Annotated in this window: 19 protein-coding genes; 11 read left to right on the forward strand and 8 right to left on the reverse strand. The window is 41.8% G+C overall.

Annotated features, from left to right (window positions below; translation table 11 throughout):
* Positions 1-355 precede the first annotated feature (355 nt).
* The 8 genes from I8748_RS00585 to I8748_RS00620 all read left to right on the forward strand — a co-directional run bounded on the left by I8748_RS00585 (position 356) and on the right by I8748_RS00620 (position 7194).
* Entirely contained in the window at positions 356-517 is a 162-nt protein-coding gene (locus I8748_RS00585) for a hypothetical protein (RefSeq protein ID WP_198122776.1), read from the forward strand.
* A 25-nt stretch (positions 518-542) separates the two neighbouring features.
* Positions 543-758, forward strand: coding sequence for a hypothetical protein (locus I8748_RS00590; protein ID WP_198122777.1), 216 nt, complete (start codon positions 543-545; stop codon positions 756-758).
* A gap of 616 nt (positions 759-1374) precedes the next feature.
* Positions 1375-1929, forward strand: a complete 555-nt coding sequence (locus I8748_RS00595) for an HNH endonuclease (RefSeq protein ID WP_198122778.1) — start codon at positions 1375-1377, stop codon at positions 1927-1929.
* Positions 1930-2522: 593 nt separating this feature from the next.
* Complete coding sequence (locus tag I8748_RS00600) at positions 2523-3023, forward strand: DUF2231 domain-containing protein (RefSeq protein WP_198122779.1); 501 nt, start codon at positions 2523-2525, stop codon at positions 3021-3023.
* The gene (locus I8748_RS00605) at positions 3020-3622 is read left to right on the forward strand and encodes a DUF2231 domain-containing protein (RefSeq protein WP_198122780.1); all 603 of its coding nucleotides are present in this window, start codon (positions 3020-3022) and stop codon (positions 3620-3622) included. Before I8748_RS00600 ends, I8748_RS00605 begins: the two co-directional genes overlap by 4 nt.
* Positions 3623-3722: 100 nt before the next feature.
* On the forward strand, positions 3723-4649 hold the full coding sequence (locus I8748_RS00610) for a cytochrome c oxidase subunit II (protein ID WP_198122781.1): 927 nt from the start codon (positions 3723-3725) through the stop codon (positions 4647-4649).
* A gap of 14 nt (positions 4650-4663) precedes the next feature.
* Entirely contained in the window at positions 4664-6349 is a 1686-nt protein-coding gene (gene ctaD / locus I8748_RS00615; protein ID WP_198122782.1) for a cytochrome c oxidase subunit I, read from the forward strand.
* Between the two features lie 230 nt (positions 6350-6579).
* The gene (locus I8748_RS00620; RefSeq protein ID WP_096558247.1) at positions 6580-7194 is read left to right on the forward strand and encodes a cytochrome c oxidase subunit 3; all 615 of its coding nucleotides are present in this window, start codon (positions 6580-6582) and stop codon (positions 7192-7194) included.
* A gap of 242 nt (positions 7195-7436) precedes the next feature.
* On the opposite strand, the gene I8748_RS00625 is transcribed toward I8748_RS00620, so the two are convergent.
* From I8748_RS00625 to I8748_RS00645, 5 genes are all read right to left on the reverse strand, one after another.
* Complete coding sequence (locus I8748_RS00625; protein WP_198122783.1) at positions 7437-8726, reverse strand: Glu/Leu/Phe/Val family dehydrogenase; 1290 nt, start codon at positions 8724-8726, stop codon at positions 7437-7439.
* A gap of 182 nt (positions 8727-8908) precedes the next feature.
* Positions 8909-10408 carry a carotenoid oxygenase family protein gene (locus I8748_RS00630; RefSeq protein WP_198122784.1) on the reverse strand — a complete coding sequence of 500 codons (1500 nt, stop codon included), beginning with the start codon at positions 10406-10408 and terminating at the stop codon, positions 8909-8911.
* 154 nt (positions 10409-10562) lie between these two features.
* The gene (locus tag I8748_RS00635; RefSeq protein ID WP_198122785.1) at positions 10563-12002 is read right to left on the reverse strand and encodes a folate/biopterin family MFS transporter; all 1440 of its coding nucleotides are present in this window, start codon (positions 12000-12002) and stop codon (positions 10563-10565) included.
* A gap of 550 nt (positions 12003-12552) precedes the next feature.
* Positions 12553-13116 (reverse strand): 3'-5' exonuclease, encoded by a 564-nt coding sequence (locus tag I8748_RS00640; protein ID WP_198122786.1) that lies wholly within the window; start codon positions 13114-13116, stop codon positions 12553-12555.
* Between the two features lie 248 nt (positions 13117-13364).
* Complete coding sequence (locus I8748_RS00645; protein WP_198122918.1) at positions 13365-13799, reverse strand: hypothetical protein; 435 nt, start codon at positions 13797-13799, stop codon at positions 13365-13367.
* Positions 13800-14021: 222 nt separating this feature from the next.
* On the opposite strand from I8748_RS00645, the gene petN reads away from it, so the two are divergent.
* Both petN and I8748_RS00655 read left to right on the forward strand, forming a co-directional pair.
* Positions 14022-14111, forward strand: coding sequence for a cytochrome b6-f complex subunit PetN (gene petN / locus I8748_RS00650; protein ID WP_010998401.1), 90 nt, complete (start codon positions 14022-14024; stop codon positions 14109-14111).
* A gap of 7 nt (positions 14112-14118) precedes the next feature.
* Positions 14119-14280, forward strand: coding sequence for a hypothetical protein (locus tag I8748_RS00655; RefSeq protein WP_096558240.1), 162 nt, complete (start codon positions 14119-14121; stop codon positions 14278-14280).
* A 103-nt stretch (positions 14281-14383) separates the two neighbouring features.
* Here I8748_RS00655 and I8748_RS00660 read toward each other — a convergent pair whose 3' ends face one another.
* Positions 14384-14599: a DUF4351 domain-containing protein gene (locus tag I8748_RS00660; RefSeq protein ID WP_198122787.1), complete on the reverse strand. Its 216-nt coding sequence runs from the start codon at positions 14597-14599 to the stop codon at positions 14384-14386.
* A gap of 21 nt (positions 14600-14620) precedes the next feature.
* A complete protein-coding gene (locus I8748_RS00665) occupies positions 14621-15292 on the reverse strand; it encodes a DUF4351 domain-containing protein (protein WP_214662360.1) in 672 nt (223 codons plus the stop codon).
* Between the two features lie 163 nt (positions 15293-15455).
* Between I8748_RS00665 and I8748_RS00670 the strand changes: the two genes are divergently transcribed.
* Complete coding sequence (locus I8748_RS00670; protein ID WP_198122788.1) at positions 15456-15899, forward strand: HNH endonuclease; 444 nt, start codon at positions 15456-15458, stop codon at positions 15897-15899.
* A 372-nt stretch (positions 15900-16271) separates the two neighbouring features.
* Here I8748_RS00670 and I8748_RS00675 read toward each other — a convergent pair.
* On the reverse strand, positions 16272-16994 hold a 723-nt coding region (locus I8748_RS00675; protein WP_198122789.1), incomplete at its 5' end, for an NAD(P)(+) transhydrogenase (Re/Si-specific) subunit beta.

Genomic DNA, 16994 nt, shown 5'->3' on the forward strand with positions numbered 1-16994 from the left:
CATTACGAGCAAAGCGAAGTAATCGCAAAAGCTGAGTTTTTCGTCATCTACAGCCGTCTACAGTGGTCTACAAGTACGGCTATAGCCAAGAGTTACGAAACAAGCAAGAAACGCTCTTGACTGAATAGCACAAAAGCCTTGTCTAGCAAGGCTTTGATGAGGTCATGCTGTTCACTTTTCTTGCGCGACTGTGAGCTAAGTGGAACATTTACCCACTTAGCTTTCTTGCGAGGTCGTACCCATCTGCCCATTTTGGGCAGATGGGTATGTAAATAATTGTAAAGTAGCTTTTAAATCAACAAAGCTTGAGCGCTTCACCAAATACCTTTTAAAAGTAGTTGACGAAGCGTTAAATATGGTAAAAAAATTACCCCCAAAAACAGTAAATTTGCTGGCCTATGCTGCCACAATAGCTATTTTAGTAGCTACAGTGATGGCTTGGCTTGATCCAGGCATTCGGCCTCTCTATGTGGAAATGCTGAAATTACTGATACAAGCTTTACTGGCCCAGCATTAAAGGATTTAGGCGCATAGCTGTTGCTTTGTTCGATACACCTTTGTCTGGTGAACGTAGCCTAGTACGTAGCTTCACCGCTGTAGTAGAAAATGAGGTTAAGCCATTATTTAATCGGGGTGTCTGCTTTGACACTAAGCTACTCTTGCAAATCTTTCGCCAGATTGCAGTGGACATCGCTAAAGTACGTAGTACGCTATTTTCTAGTAACGCAGTTAAAGGACTGGCGATATTAGTAAGCTAATCGGCATTTATAGCAAAGTGCTGAGTAAAAACCCAATAATATCAAATCCGTCTGTGTTGGAATTATTTCTTCTTTTTCTTCCTCTGTGTCATCTGCGTCTCTGCGGTTTTTTTACCATCTAGACACTATCGGATTTGATGTTATTTCCTAGCTTTGAGTAATTAGCACTGTCCTCAACCATCCTGCGACTGCTATCAATTCCTAAATGAAAGTCACAGCATATAAATAGCTTTTTCCCTTAATTGCCAATTGCTAGACAAATACATACTACAAGTGTATTATAAATATTAGCCTTTATTACAAAGATTACAACTTGTCGATTATGGGCAGATTTTCTTCAAACATGAATCACGCGATGCATTGCCGAGCCAGCAAGGCTTCAGGTCGAATAGTCGTGCTGTTTGGGTTTGAGGGAAAATATCGATTATTAGGCGGTAAATCTGCAAGCGTTGGCGTAGAGGCAGTTATTTCCAAATTGATCAATCCAGATCAACTGATCCAGAGCGGGGGGTGCGGATACTTTCTGGCACTAATATAGGGCAAAAAGTGAGTACTTCCCCACCCCCGCTTTTGATAATCAGAGGCGGGGGTTGTTTTTTGAGGAGTCAACTAACATATGCAAGCTCGACAGCGAAATCAACAACCACATGTATTACAAAACTCGGTGGTAGTCTTTTCTAAGAACTATCTACCGTTGGCACGTATTAATATTAGACGAGCGATCGCACTTTTAATCACAGGTCAGGCAGAATCCTTAGAGTTTGGCAGCACCAAGCTTTGGGAAGTGCGTTCACCCAATGTTGTATTGCAAGTTCCTGAACACATCCGTTTGACCATTGGCAATCCCGAACGGCATTGGAAAGTACCTCCTGTGAATCGCCGTGAAGTGCTGAAGCGAGACAACCATACCTGCCAATACTGCGGTAGTACCAAGAATCTAACCCTTGATCATGTGATTCCCCGCTCAAAAGGTGGACAACACAGTTGGGACAACGTTGTAACCGCATGTGATAAGTGTAACTCAACCAAAGGCGATCGCTTGCTTCATGAAACCTCTATGGAACTGAAAACCAAGCCAAAAGCCCCAATTCACCCAGCAGTTGCATTTGCAGAACAATTCTGGAACAGCCAACGCCTGACTGACAATGATGAGTTTGTAGGTAGGCTATAAAGTCATATTTAATTGTCATAGACCCCCGACTTATACAAGAAATCGGGGGTCTTGTTACAAAGCCTTACTACTTCCAATATAATTACTAATTTACTTTCAATTATTACTAGATTTATAATTAGAAAACATGCTGTAAATACTTTTGTATTTACTATTACAAATGTATTTTTGAGAAATGTTTTTTGTTGTACATTTAAATATTTTTCGATGTGCAATTTATGGAAAACAGCAAAATAAGCTATGATATAAAGCTTTTTTGGGCTTATATTCTAATACTTTGACAATTACTAAAAAAAAACTTAAGCTATTAGATAGGACACACTAAATCAAATTCCCAACATTGATTTTGTTTATAAAAATTAAAAATCACTGTTGTAGAGTATCAGCATGAACAAATAAATTAAACTCAATCATTAACTATAAATAATAGCCCCCCATCATTTGGCTACAAGAAAGCTGACACAAGAGCCGCCGGATTTCGCTACGCAGATCTGATGATAAATTCCGGCTATCTGTGAATGCTTGTAGTGTTGTGATTGCATGTCAATCATAGGAGTTTAACGAGGAGCGGTAGATATGTCCAGGAGAATACAATGCTTGAGTATCTTACATCTTTGAACGATCACAATTTACCTTACCCAGATACGATCCATCCCATCGTAGTCCACTTCGTAATTGCGATGGTATTGTTTGCATTCTTCTGTGATGTAGTTGGTTACTTTACTGGTAAAACTCATCTTTTCGAGGTGAGTTGGTGGAATATGTTCGTTGCTACCATCGCCATCTTCGTTGCCATCATTTTTGGTCAATTTGAAGCAGGCTTGGCACAACCTTACGATCTAGCTAAATCAGTACTAAATGTACACACCTTAATTGGTTGGTCACTTTCAGGATTGATTGCGACCATTACAGCATGGCGCTATGTAATTCGTTCTCGCAACCCACAAAAATTACCAATTTATTATCTTGGGGCAGGACTGCTGTTAACTGTGATAGTTGGCTTGCAGGTCTATCTTGGAGATGAACTTGTCTGGGTATATGGACTGCACACAGTCCCAGTTGTGGAAGCGGTAAAGGAAGGAATTTTGCCATGAACTCTGAACTGATCAATCAATTGAGCGATTTGGGTGCAAATGGGCTACCTTACACCATTCCCATTCATCCCAACTTGGTACATCTAACTCTAGGTTTGTTCATCATCGGCATTACCTTTGATATCGTTGGTGTGCTGTTTCCCTTCCAAAAATGGGTCTTCAAATTTTTAGCGATTTCAGTTGAACGTGCCAACTTTTTTGATGTTGGTTGGTACAACATGTTAGCTTCCAGCATCATCACTTTTTTCACCGTCGCAGCAGGCTTTTATGAAATGCTGCTGGCAACTCCACCAACCGATGTTAAAAGCGCCTGGGGATTGCAGGCAATGGAAACCATGCTTTGGCATGGCGTTGGTGGCGTATTCTTATTAGCGCTGATTCTGATTATGACAATCTGGAGAGGATGGCAGCGCTTCGTCTGGAGTGAAGATGCAGATAGACAAGTGCATTGGAGTTATTTACTCACCGGTTTAGTAGTCATGTTCATTATGTACCTCCACGGCACACTGGGAGCGCAAATGGCTGCCGAATTTGGCATACACAACACAGCAGATAAGTTGTTGCGGTTAGGCAAAGACCTGAACACAGTCCTTAAGTAAGATTTGTCAGTTGTCAGTTGTCAGTGGTCAGTGGTCAGTTGTCTAATACCCAATTCCCAATTCCCAATTCTCAATTCCCAATTCCCAATTCCCGTTAACTATGAACATTCGCAAGATATTAAATATATTGACGCTGTTTACGGGTGCGATCGCAGTGACTTTCATGAGTCTCTGGATAGGTAAGCAAGCTTATTCTTGGCTTCCCCCACAAGCAGCAGCTGAATCTCACCTAATTGACGATTTGATTAGCTTCTTGGTGACACTGGGTGCATTCATATTCCTAGGAGTAACTAGCACTCTGGTGTATTCGATTATTTTCCATCGGGCGAAAAAAGATGACTTCAGCGACGGCCCAGCAATTGAAGGTAATATCACCTTAGAAGTTGTCTGGACAGCTATCCCTGTTCTGCTAGTGCTTTGGATTGCAGGTTACAGTTCTCAAGTTTATGAACAAATGGCAATTCAAGGCCCAGCCCAGCTAGTTCACTTACATAATCCGATGGGAATGGAATCGGCTTATGCAGCAACAAAAGACGCACCTGTTGATGCTTTAGCTGAACCTGTAGAAAAGATTGACGTAGTGGCTAAACAATGGGCTTGGGTTTTCCACTATCCAGAGAAAAATGTTACTAGTACAGAATTGCATTTGCCTAGCGATCGCCGGGTGCGTTTAGCCTTGCAATCAGAAGACGTGCTGCACGGCTTTTATATTCCTGCATTCCGTCTCAAGCAAGACATCATTCCCAACCACACTATCGACTTTGAATTCACTCCCATCCGCACCGGTGAATATCGCCTCACCGACTCTCAATATAGCGGCACATACTTTGCAACCATGCAAGCCAATGTAGTTGTGGAATCTCCCGAACAATACCACCAATGGCTAGCCCAAGCTGCAACCCATAAACCATCACCAGCCAACAATCAAGCAGCTTCTGAGTATGCACAAGCATCTACTCAGGCAGTCAAAACTGGTTGGGCGACAGTTGCACCTGCGCCATCTCCTTTGGTTAATTACCCAGGTTGAAAGGAAACTCACCGATGACAAATATCCCTATTGAAGGCCTCAGTCTCCCAACTGAGAAGCCTCACCACGAATCCCCAGGTGACTGGAAGCGATACTTCAGCTTTAGCACTGACCACAAGGTCATAGGTATCCAATATCTTGTTACTTCATTCCTCTTCTTTCTAGTCGGCGGTATCTTTGCAATGGTGCTACGGGGAGAACTGATAACACCCGAAGCAGATTTAGTAGACCGCACCGTTTATAACGGCATGTTCACCATGCACGGCACTGTCATGCTGTTCTTGTGGACATTTCCCTCACTAGTTGGTTTTGCTAACTATCTAGTACCCCTGATGATTGGGGCGCGAGATATGGCATTTCCTCGCCTCAACGCCGTCGCCTTTTGGATGGTGCCTGTAGTCGGGATTCTCTTGATGGGTAGTTTCTTTGTTCCTGGTGGGCCAGCCCAAGCCGGTTGGTGGTCTTATCCACCAGTGAGTCTCCAGAATCCCACAGGTAACTTAATCAATGGACAAGTTATTTGGCTGTTAGCGGTGGCAATATCTGGGGTATCTTCGATTATGGGGGCAGTTAACTTTGTCACCACAATTGTGAAGATGCGGGCGCCAGGTATGACCTTCTTCCGGATGCCTCTCTTTGTTTGGGCAGTATTTAGCGCCCAAATTATCCAACTATTCGGACTACCTGCATTGACTGCTGGTGCAGTGATGCTACTACTGGATCTCACCGTTGGTACTGGCTTTTTTAACCCAGCTAACGGAGGAAATCCTGTGATGTTCCAGCATTACTTCTGGTTCTACTCCCACCCCGCCGTTTACGTGATTATTTTGCCCGTCTTCGGCATCTTCTCAGAAATCTTCCCTGTTTATTCTCGCAAGCCTCTGTTTGGCTACAAAGTAGTTGCGATTTCATCCCTCTTAATTGCCGTAGTCAGCGCTATTGTTTGGGTACACCATATGTATGTCAGCGGTACTCCTGGCTGGATGCGGTTGATATTCATGTTGACTACGATGTTTGTGTCTGTACCCACTGGCATTAAGGTGTTTGCTTGGGTAGCGACCATCTGGGGCGGTAAGATGCGGCTGAATACGCCCATGCTGTTTGCCTTGGGTGCATTAGTGATGTTTGTGTTTGCCGGTATCACAGGCATTATGCTTTCCTCTGTGCCGGTTGATGTTCACGTTAACAATACTTACTTTGTAGTCGGACACTTCCACTACGTCCTCTACGGTACCGTGACGATGGGCTTATATGCTGCCATCTATCACTGGTTCCCCAAAATGACCGGACGTATGTACTACGAAGGTTGGGGTAAATTGCACTTTTGGTTAGCCTTCATCGGTACCAATCTCAACTTTTTACCGATGCACCCATTAGGATTACAAGGGATGTTACGGCGAGTTGCTTCTTACGCCCCAGAGTATGAATTCTGGAATATTATTGCTAGCCTCGGCGGATTCCTATTAGGAATGTCCACTTTGCCTTTCATTTTCAATATGGTGATTTCTTGGATGCAAGGTGAAAAAGCACCAGACAATCCTTGGCGGGCCATTGGCTTAGAGTGGTTGGTTTCTTCACCACCCCCAGTAGAGAACTTTGAAGAAATTCCCATCGTCATCTCTGAACCTTATGGTTACGGCAAATCTGAACCGTTAACACAAGAAGTTCATAGTCACGCGACATTGACAAGTGTAGAGTAAGTTTTTGGGCATAGGGCATGGGGCATAGCGTATAGTGCATAAAATACTTGTCTTGATGCCCAATGTCCTAACCCAAAATTACTCACTTTACACCAAAGATTAACGTTTAGACAGCAGGGGAGATGAGGAGGATGAGGGAGAATAACTAATCCGATGCTTTATTCCCAATGCCCAATGCCCTATTCCCAATTCCCAATGCTTGATTTTGAAGATAAAGGATAATTCCACCAATGGACAGTTATATTGTTTCAGATGAATTGCAGCAACATCTGCATGAGACAGGCGGCGAACATGGTCATGATGAAGAAGGCAGTAAGATGTTTGGCTTCATTGTGTTCTTACTGTCTGAAAGTGTTATTTTCCTCAGTTTTTTTGCAGGATACATTATCTACAAAACAACTACTCCTAATTGGCTACCAGCTGGTGTTGAAGGATTAGAAATTAAAGAACCTGCAATCAATACGGTAATTCTTGTTGCTAGTAGCTTTGTAATTTACTTGGCGGAACGGGCACTACAACGTCATAACTTGTGGGGATTTCGCCTATTTCTCTTAGCAACGATGGCCATGGGAAGCTACTTTTTGCTGGGACAGGCCATTGAATGGAGTCACCTAGCTTTTGGCTTCACCGCTGGCACCTTCGGAGGTATGTTTTATCTATTAACAGGTTTCCACGGTTTGCACGTTTTTACCGGGATTCTGTTGCAGTTGATTATTTTAGTGCGATCGTTCATACCTGGCAACTACGAGACAGGTCACTTTGGTGTGAATGCTACTTCTTTGTTCTGGCACTTTGTCGATGTCATTTGGATTGTTTTGTTTATCCTTATTTATATTTGGCAATAAGGATTCAAAAACTAATCAATAATTGGGCATGAGAGTAATTACTTCCATGCCTAATTATTTTTACCTTTGTGTCTTCGTGCCTTGGTGAGGCAGTTCCTCATGGGGGAAACCCCCATGAGGAACTGCCGTGAGCGCAGCGTTAGCGACGCAGGAGCGTCACCCGGAGGGTGGTTTAAAAGTCAGTTTTTTACCACCAAGACACTAAGACACGAAGTTGAAAAGTTTAGTCCTTAAGTAAAAAATTAAGGATAAAGACCTCTGTCAGTCAAAGCTTGGGCAACCCTGCCGACTCCCAAGGTGTAAGCTGCTAATCGCAGAGGAATTTGCCGTAATTTCGATTGTTTGGTGACTTGGTGATAAGCTTGTACCATCAAGTGTTCCATTTCGCGGTTGACGCGTTCTTCATCCCAAAATAGATAAGAAAGACCTTGCACCCACTCCAAATAACTTACGACAACACCGCCAGCATTGGCCAAAATGTCTGGTAAGACTGTCACACCCCGCGCCTCTAAGACTCGGTTGGCTTCAAGGGTAATTGGGCCATTCGCTGCTTCTGCTACAATCTGCGCTTGTACTTGATTGACATTCTCTTGAGTGATTTGATTCTCCAAAGCTGCTGGTATTAAGACATCACAGGGTAACGTCAATAAATCTGCATTGCTAATTGATACAGTTTGGGGAAAACCAGCAATACTCTTACGGTTAGCAGCGACGTAGGCTTTCAATGCTGGAATATCCAGACCATTTTCAGAATATATTCCACCTGCACTGTTTGAGACTGCTATGATTTTGGCTCCCGCTTCGTGTAATAATTCAGCCGCAGCCATTCCCACATTACCCAAACCTTGGATAGCTACTCGCACTCCCACCAAAGATTTTCCTTGGTCTGCTAGCGCTTCACGCACAATAATCATTGTGCCACGTCCGGTTGCCATTTCCCGTCCTAGTGAACCACCAACAGAAAGGGGCTTACCAGTGACAACGCCTGGTACAGCATGACCAACATTTACTGAGTAGGTATCCATCATCCAAGCCATCTCACGGGCAGAAGTACCCATGTCTGGTGCTGGTATGTCTACGGAAGGGCCGATATCTTTAATCAACTCGCTGGTATACCGACGGGTGATGCGTTCTAATTCACCGACGCTATAAAGCTTTGGATCTATGGCAATACCGCCCTTACCACCACCGTAGGGTATACCTAACAATGCACATTTCCAAGTCATTAGCATTGCTAAGGCTGACACTTCTCGCAGTGTTACGGCTGGATGGTAACGAGTTCCGCCTTTGTAAGGGCCTAAAATATCGGAATGTTGTACTCGATGTCCGGCGAAAACTCGCACCTCACCATTATCTAGTTTTACAGGAATAGAAACTGTTACCACTTTGCGCGGATGGCTGAGTATTTCTACTATTCCTTGAGCTAACCTTAATTCCTTAGCTGCTGCCTCTAGGTAGCTACATGCTTGATCGAATGGGCAAATGTGCGCTGGAGAAGCAGCTTCCAACGGCAGCACAGGTGATGAAACCATAAAATTTTCTCCTCATCGCGGTTTATTCGCGAGCCAGATACATATATGCCTAGCTTATCCTTGTTTTTGGAGATTATGAGGTTTTTGTAGTTTTTGTTACATTTTTATTTTCATTTTATGGTAAAGCAAGTGAACACAGAAAAAACTATCTGTGTTCACAAATGACAAATAACCATCTGATATCAAGTTGTTACAAACACTTCAGAAGTAAAGCTGCCATGTAGACCATAGGGTATGTGGTGCTTGAGATGCAAGCGAGCGATCGCTCCTTTGGAGAAATCACTGGCATCCAAAATCACCACATCTGAGCGGTGAGTAGCAGCATCATAAACTAAAGCCAGCACCCAACCATCATCTTCTTTCTTTGAACCTGGGCGAGGAACGAAAATTGGTTCACCCATGAAACCACGGGGTGCAGCACTCCAAAGTTGTCTTTTTCCTGACTCTAAATCTATTTTCAGCAATGCTTGTAAAGGAGCATTACCAGTTTCTGCATGAGCCGCACCAATGTATAAATATTGATAGTTTCGTCCCACATTAGCTGGGTTGAGAGTAGGAAATTCACAACACCGGCTTTCAATGAGCTTACTTTGTACCGTCTCATCGTCGAGGTTGAGATAAAATCGCCAGAGTTGTCCAGGCGAAACTGCATCAAAATTAACTTGCCGAAAATCGCTTTCTGGTTCTACTTCAGGTAAAGATTCGTAGGAAATGGAGTCAATAAAAATCTCATTACCTACCTCAAAAGCATTAATGTGGTGGAAGATGAAACCAGATTGTGTTTCTAAAATTTTTACCTTAGCTTCCTTTGTTTGGGGAAAGCGAGGAATAACTATTATGCGAGTTGGTTGATGTGGTTGAAAATCGATACATTCCCCCGCTGAACGTATTCCTAAGACAAAAGGTATGGGGTTGAACTTGACAGGATTTTGGAAGAAGATGCAGTACTGAGGAGTAATAACAAAATCATGAATAAAACAAAAACCAGGAACACTATGAGCGTGTTTTCTCACAATTTGCCCCGCCAAATTTACCTCGAAAATAGTAATTGTGGTAGAGAGTCCCGGTTTAATAGAAAAGTTTACTAGGCAAGGTTCACCACCATCTTGTTCGCAACTAGGGTCAAAACGGGGATGAGCGCTAAAGGCTTCACCAGTTGACAAAACACCGTTGAAATATTCTCGCCCCAATGTTTCTAAAGTATGGGGGTCGAGGATATGGGGTTCAGCTGCTTCCCATAATGCCAAAAGTTGACCACCCCAGTAGATAACATTGGTGTTAGCAATATTTTTGAGTTTGAAGTCAAAGATATTGGCTAGCCAGCCTCCTGGTTTTTGAGTACCAAAGACACCACGATAAAGAATTTTGCCAGCTTGTTGTTCTGCTACATAGCCTTCGGTGCGGATAAAGCGATTGCGAAAATGGGCACGACCATTGGCAAAAGTGACGCGGCTAATCATACCATCACCATCAAATGGGTGATGAAGGCGTTGTCCATTTACATCGAATAAACCAGGGCCATTTCTAAACAGCGTACCTTGCAGTTCTAGAGGAATTTCTCCTTCTACATCATCAATCCAATAATCAAACTCTTCTTTAAGGGATTGATATCCTCCTTGCCAATCTGCACGAGTGTAGGATTTTTCTAAAATTGGGTTTTGTTGAATTTTTAAATTCTGCATATGTTTTATATTTTTTTGTTACCTTGCCTTCTAGTAGTAAATTAGGGAGTAGGGAGTGGGGAGTAGGGAGTAGGGGAGATGAAAAAGATGAGGGGGAGAATAACTAAACCAATTTCCAATTCCCAATGCCCAATAACCATTTTTAAATTCTTTGTTAGTCAACTGCTTCTGATTCTGATTCTTGCAGTATTAACTCAGGTATGAAATCTGGTACCAATGGTGTTTCCCCATTAGTGGCTAACACTGGTTGCGATACTGGTGTCTCAGTTTGTGAGCCACTATTTGGTAGCCAGCTGAGGAATGGTAATGGTAACAAAGTGCTGAGGTTAGTAATGATCACCAACAGCCAAAGGTAGTCAAAGTTAGTTTGAGTAATTCCTAGCCAATGCATGATGATGGCCCCAGATCCGTAGCTAACTATTCCTCCCAAGTTCATCACCGACATCAACAAGGCAAATAATGTCGCCTCCACTCCTGAAGGGCAAAGTCTCGCTGCTAGTACTAATATTGGCATATAGGCGATTTGCCCCATGACAGTGAGTATGAGACTGTCACCCAAACTAAACCAGTAGTCGTCTATGCCTATAACTCGGTTGGTATGAGTCACCAATAGCAACATGGTCATTCCTAAAACTGATGAAATGACGGTAGACCAACCAAAAATTACGCGAAATGGAACACTTTTAAGGTATCGTTGAAAAATCCAAACACCAGCTAAAGAAGCAGCACTTGTCACCAGCCGTACCCTACCTAAAAATTCTGGTTGAAAGTGGAGTTCGTTGGTGGTAAAGAAGAAAAAGGCTGAATCAGCGCTTGGGGTTGCTTGCAAAATGAAAATGAATGCTGCTGGCAACCATATTGCTTTTTGGCTGATGGCTTGGCGTAGTTGCCCCAGTTGATGCTTGACGTTTAGAAAGTTAGTGTTATAACTTTCATTATTAGCATCTTTGCGAATGGGAGACTCGGCAATGAACCAAGCCATCGCACAGACTAGAAGAGGGAATAAAGCAGTAATCCAAAATATCGTGCGGGTAGTGAAATGTTCGAGTAACATACCGCTAAAATAGGCAGTGATCAAACCTCCCAAGGCGGAACTACCCCAGCACAGAGATTGTAGTGAACCAATATCCGCTTGCGATTCAACTCTTGCTCGTTCGACGACTAGTGAGTCAACTATCACATCACTAATAGCCACAGAAAGGCTAGTAATAGCGATCGTCACTGTTGCTGCCCAGCTAGTATGAACTATGGTTGCCATACTCACCCAAGAAATAGCTCCCAGTATCCCGGCTAGCACTAGATATGGACGCCGACGGTAGCCGAATATGGGTAAGCCGTCTGAGATAAAGCCAAAAGCAGGCTTGATAATCCAAGGTAGAGTGACAATTCCCAATAGTGCTGACACCTGAGATGGACTCAGTAGCAGTTCGTCTTTGAGGAAAAAGCTGACGGCTAGACGCGCCAACCCGATAACGCCTTGGACAAAGTAGACCGTAAGAATGGCAATTAACTCGGCACTTGGTTCATGGCCGAAGAAAATTCTGTCTTTTACTGAGTCTCTTACTTTGGACAAGCCAGAGGAGTCAATTAACATTTGATAAATCTTTTTGAAGTTTTATCGACTTTTTTATCATATCGATTTCTTATGATTTGGGTTGTAAAAAGAGCTAATCTATAGCTGTACAGGTAAAAATCCTCATTGGCTGACAGCATTGTAAATGTGGGTGATTAAGCTTTAGTGCTGTTGGCTGATGACTTCTGACTGATGACTGTTGAGTGTCAACCGTCAAGGGTCAATGTACTCAAGGGGTGACTGTGTTACTTAGGATATATGTTTTAAGTTATTATTTCTTAATTATACTTTATTGAATTTTGTTAATAAATCAGCAGCCGTATAGCATAGAATATTGCGATCGCTTGGAGAAAAGGTCTATAAAATTAAATACTGACTTTAGCAATTCATAAATTGCCAGTACTTAAAAATAAGGATTTCATTTGTACTTAAGTAAAGTGTTAATTCGTAGATGAGCATCTATAAGCTGCACTTAAAATAAAATAGAAGACTGAGGAAAAATATCATCTTAGCTTTTCTTATATCTCTTTGGTTCTCTACTTTAAGGTATGTTTATAAATAGTCTCTAATATCAGCTTATTTTTTGAGTTTTAATATATTTGTAAATAGCTGCAATGTTCCTTGCATCGTCTATGCCTCTATGATGTATGCCTTTTAACTCTATCCCCAAAAGTTCAAGAGCCATTGCCATACCGAATCCTTTAGATACGCCAAGATATTCTGAAAATTCCTTTTTAATATTTATGTGTTCTGGAGTAAAAGGATAAGGAACATTATGAAATTGACAATCTTGTAGAAATTGCTTTTTATCGTAGTTTCCCCAAGAACAGAAAATATAATTTGGAAATAAATCAATCAATTCTTTAAAACCAGAAATTGCCTCTGGGAATCTTAGTGCTTGGTTAATATCTTGTTGCCTAATACTAGTCAATTCAGTGCAGAAAGATGTGAGTTGTGGATGTCTAACTGGTTGGATAAATTGCTGAAACTCTGAATCAATTTTCCATGTTGCTCTATTAAGCATTACTGCACCGATTTCGATGATTTCCATTTCATGACTGGGAATACTGCCATTGTTGCAGCAAGTAGCCTCCAAATCGACTATCAAAAAATAGTGGGATATTTGGGTTTTCATATTGAGGATATGAAACTATGTATTTTTTTACTACTTGCAAATTTGCAGTGCAGCTATATTATATACATATTGTAGTATTTAGTATTATTGTAATATAACAACATCTATTTTCAAGAAACACTTGCCTAAATTCTGATCAAATCTAGCTTTGGAGTTTCGAGTGTTTCTTGAATTTGTAATGATTGCCAATCTCATACACTATTTTAATCACCTGTGATTGACTAAACATAGAATTTACGGCGTGAAATTTAGACTGATGGAAAAGGCTTGAGCCAGCCAAGTTGAATAGCGGTATGGAGAGCGATCGCTCCCACTGCAAACAAAGATATACTTTCAACAGCCAGCACTAAAAAAGGCAAAACTGTGCTGTGTGAATTCCAGCCGATTTCTATCTGGCTTAATCCTCGCACCAAACCAAAAGCTAACACACCACCAGCTTTGAGTTGAGGATTTTGATCTGAGCGGATGATATAGCGATAAGTGACGCCAAACAGCAAACCAGAAAAAACAGCGATCGCACAACTTAGCCACCAGTGCCAATTAAAATCTATTTGTAGATAGGCTAGTGATGGAAAATACTTCGCTAGCAGTGAGGTATTGACAAAACTGGCAATGATAAAAGCAGAACTCAGAGAAAAACCTCCAATGATTCCAGCTTTGAGAGATTCTAAGCGTTCTGCCATCAATTGATGATCTGAAGTTTCTTTCACTTGACTCCTGTATTCATGGCGACTGAGTATTGAGGAAGCGGAGGGAGATGGGGAGCTTTCGGAGCAGAGGAGCAGAGGAGCAGAGGGGATGAGGGAGATGAGGGAGAATAACAACTGACAACTAACTTCAAAGTCCCCAGTTCCCAGTATGATAAATATTAGATACGGTTTGTAAATAATTTCAAAAGTAAAACTATGGCGATTTTGACACTGGGTTGGGTATCACTTTTGGTTGTGTTTACTTGGTCAATTGCAATGGTAGTTTGGGGACGCAACGGATTGTAAGGAAATCGTGGAAAGTCAATTCCTGAGTATTTTGGCTTTAGTTGCTTTTGTGCTGTTGCTAGCAGTTACTGGTGGCATTGGATACTTAACGCTGGCAGATTGGCGCGATCGCCGTCGTCGAGAAGACGAAAAACGCGAAACCCGACGCACTCCTGCTAAACGGCGATAATTATCTCACAGCAAATTGAGCCTGGTTTTTTAGTTCAAAAAAATTTGAGAAGGGACACGGTAATAGCGTGTCCTTTCGTTTAATTGAGAATAATCAGCAATTTCTATTGTAATTTTTGTAACCAAGCAATTAAATCAGCTTCATTTGAAAAATCTAGTAAGGCTTCTGCTAAATCTTCTAACTGAGTTACGGATAACCTTTGCAGTTGTTGTTGTAATTCAGGAGTAATCACACCAATTCGCCTTGTTAATAAACGCTGAATTATTTTTAATTCTCCTTGTTGTATTCCTTCCTCCATCCAGCTGGTGACAATTTGCATAACTACTTCCTTCAGCAACTCTCATTCTAATTGTTGTAACCAAGCAATTAAATCAGCTTCATTTGAAAAATCTAGTAAGGCTTCTGCTAAATTTTCTAACTGAGTTACGGATAACCTTTGCAGTTGTTGTTGTAATTCAGGAGTAATCACACCAATTCGCCTTGTTAATTGACGTTGAATAATTTTCAACTCTCCTTGTTGTATTCCTTCCTCCATCCAACTAGTGACAATTTGCATAACTACCTCCTGTTGAGTTGGTTCAAATTGAGCGATTTGAGTTTTAAAAATTTGTTCTTCTTGAGCATTTAGACGAAGGTAAGTGTCAATAAACCCAGAAACCAATTGCATCCTTGCAGGATCTAACTGTAAGGTAGCCAGCAAGCGCAGACACTCAGATTTTACTCTGGGGCGGTCTTTTGGTGCTATGTTCATTTTAGCCATGAGCGCACTAGCTACTGGGTTTTGTTGTTGCAGGAATTCTCGCCAATTCAGGCGATTCAACTGGATGACATCATAGTTGAACTGCAAGATAACCTTATTGGGAAATGCTAATTGATGAAAACTGATCTCGGCTTTGTTGGGGCGATCGCTTGGTAAAATTTTGGTGGTGGGTAGTGGCTGGTTGTGGGATTGGCTTTTTTTACGAACCGCAGAGGCGCAGAGGACGCAGAGTAAAAGATAAGAGGCGAACAATCGTAGAGATTGTTTAGACCATGCTTTTTGTTTCTGAGACTGAATTAGGGAAGCATATATCTATAAATTATCTATTTTAGATTATTGACAAATTACTATTTATATGGATAAGTTTTATAGTACATAAGTACCAAATTCAGTAGTGACTGTATTAAAGGAAATAATGGCTAAACGACATAAGTCTGGCAGATGTGTACATTGCCTAGAAAACGTAGACAGTTTAACACGGGATCATGTTTTCCCGTCTGCCTGGTATCCAGATACTACTCCTGAAAATTTGCAAAGATGGACAATACCGTCCTGTAGAGAATGCAATCAAGAATATGGGAAGTTGGAAGAAGATCTACTACTTAGATTAGGTTTATGCATCGATCCTGAATACGCAAAATCTAGTGGGATTACAGAAAAAGTTTTAAGGTCGATAGATCCAGAATATGCAACCGATAGTAAAGAGAAACGAATAAGACAAAGAAAAAGAGAGAAGCTAATAAAAGAAATAGTTAAGTTTAAAACATTACCAAATAAAGGTATTTATCCAAATTTTCGTTCACAAAGCAATCGATACTATCCTGAATATCTGTCGATTATAATTCCATCAAAAAAATAGAGCGTCTGTGCCATAAAATTGTTCGTGGTATAACTTATATTGTTGATAATAGCTTCATAGAACGAAATTTTAATATTGATTTTTTTGCAGTAGAAGATAAAAATGTTAAACATGTCATAGAATACCTTCAAAAAAGTTTAGAGAAATACGAGCGTCCAGGTATTAAAGTAGTACGTGTTATGGCAGATGACGAGAGAAATACAGGTTTTTATACCATAGAAATATGGAATAAATTGAAAATGTATGCCATTGTAATTTAAATTTGCAACACTTGCTTATTGATTAAAAAACTTGCCCCAGGAATATTACATCCCCAAGGCAAGCTAACTCTCTAAATTCTTCCTTGGCGCCCTTGGCGTCTTGGCGGTTCGTTTAAAGCTGCTTCACTTCCGAAACCAACTTCGACACCATATCCTTCGCGCTACCAAAGAGCATCGTAGTTTTATCCTTGTAGAACAACTCATTATCTACACCAGCAAAACCCGTACTCATCCCGCGCTTAATCACAATCGTTTGCTTCGCCCGATCTACTTCCAGAATCGGCATACCATAAATTGGGCTATTGGTATCACTACGCGCCGCTGGATTTACCACATCATTCGCCCCAATTACTAAAGCCACATCGGCTTGTTCAAACTGGGGATTAATATCATCCATATCATACAACTGGGTATAAGGCACATTTGCCTCAGCCAGCAACACATTCATATGCCCCGGCATTCTTCCAGCTACAGGATGAATAGCATACTTCACATCAACACCCATACGTTCTAATTGATCTGCCAATTCCCGCACACTATGCTGTGCTTGGGCTACAGCCATACCGTAACCAGGTACAATCACCACGTTACGCGCATAACCCAACATCATCGCGCCTTCTTCGGGATCGATGCTGCGGACGGTTTGATCAATTGCAGCACCACCAGCCGCACCACCACCGGCGGCGGCTGTACCAAAAGCACTGAACAATACGCTGAACAGCGAACGGTTCATTGCTTTACACATAATTTCAGTAAGGATAATACCAGAGGCTCCCACTAATGCCCCAGCGATGATCAACATATTGTTCATCACCACAAACCCAGCAGCCGATGC

This window comes from Amazonocrinis nigriterrae CENA67 (assembly GCF_016056305.1).
Taxonomy (GTDB): domain Bacteria; phylum Cyanobacteriota; class Cyanobacteriia; order Cyanobacteriales; family Nostocaceae; genus Amazonocrinis; species Amazonocrinis nigriterrae.

Coding starts and splice junctions, on each gene's coding strand:
- I8748_RS00585 (WP_198122776.1), top strand. CDS start 356: ATGGTAAAAAAATTACCCCCAAAAACAGTAAATTTGCTGGCCTATGCT.
- I8748_RS00595 (WP_198122778.1), top strand. CDS start 1,375: ATGCAAGCTCGACAGCGAAATCAACAACCACATGTATTACAAAACTCG.
- I8748_RS00600 (WP_198122779.1), top strand. CDS start 2,523: ATGCTTGAGTATCTTACATCTTTGAACGATCACAATTTACCTTACCCA.
- I8748_RS00605 (WP_198122780.1), top strand. CDS start 3,020: ATGAACTCTGAACTGATCAATCAATTGAGCGATTTGGGTGCAAATGGG.
- I8748_RS00610 (WP_198122781.1), top strand. CDS start 3,723: ATGAACATTCGCAAGATATTAAATATATTGACGCTGTTTACGGGTGCG.
- ctaD (WP_198122782.1), top strand. CDS start 4,664: ATGACAAATATCCCTATTGAAGGCCTCAGTCTCCCAACTGAGAAGCCT.
- I8748_RS00620 (WP_096558247.1), top strand. CDS start 6,580: ATGGACAGTTATATTGTTTCAGATGAATTGCAGCAACATCTGCATGAG.
- I8748_RS00625 (WP_198122783.1), bottom strand. CDS start 8,726: ATGGTTTCATCACCTGTGCTGCCGTTGGAAGCTGCTTCTCCAGCGCAC.
- I8748_RS00630 (WP_198122784.1), bottom strand. CDS start 10,408: ATGCAGAATTTAAAAATTCAACAAAACCCAATTTTAGAAAAATCCTAC.
- I8748_RS00635 (WP_198122785.1), bottom strand. CDS start 12,002: ATGTTAATTGACTCCTCTGGCTTGTCCAAAGTAAGAGACTCAGTAAAA.
- I8748_RS00640 (WP_198122786.1), bottom strand. CDS start 13,116: ATGAAAACCCAAATATCCCACTATTTTTTGATAGTCGATTTGGAGGCT.
- I8748_RS00645 (WP_198122918.1), bottom strand. CDS start 13,799: ATGGCAGAACGCTTAGAATCTCTCAAAGCTGGAATCATTGGAGGTTTT.
- petN (WP_010998401.1), top strand. CDS start 14,022: ATGGCGATTTTGACACTGGGTTGGGTATCACTTTTGGTTGTGTTTACT.
- I8748_RS00660 (WP_198122787.1), bottom strand. CDS start 14,599: ATGCAAATTGTCACCAGCTGGATGGAGGAAGGAATACAACAAGGAGAA.
- I8748_RS00670 (WP_198122788.1), top strand. CDS start 15,456: ATGGCTAAACGACATAAGTCTGGCAGATGTGTACATTGCCTAGAAAAC.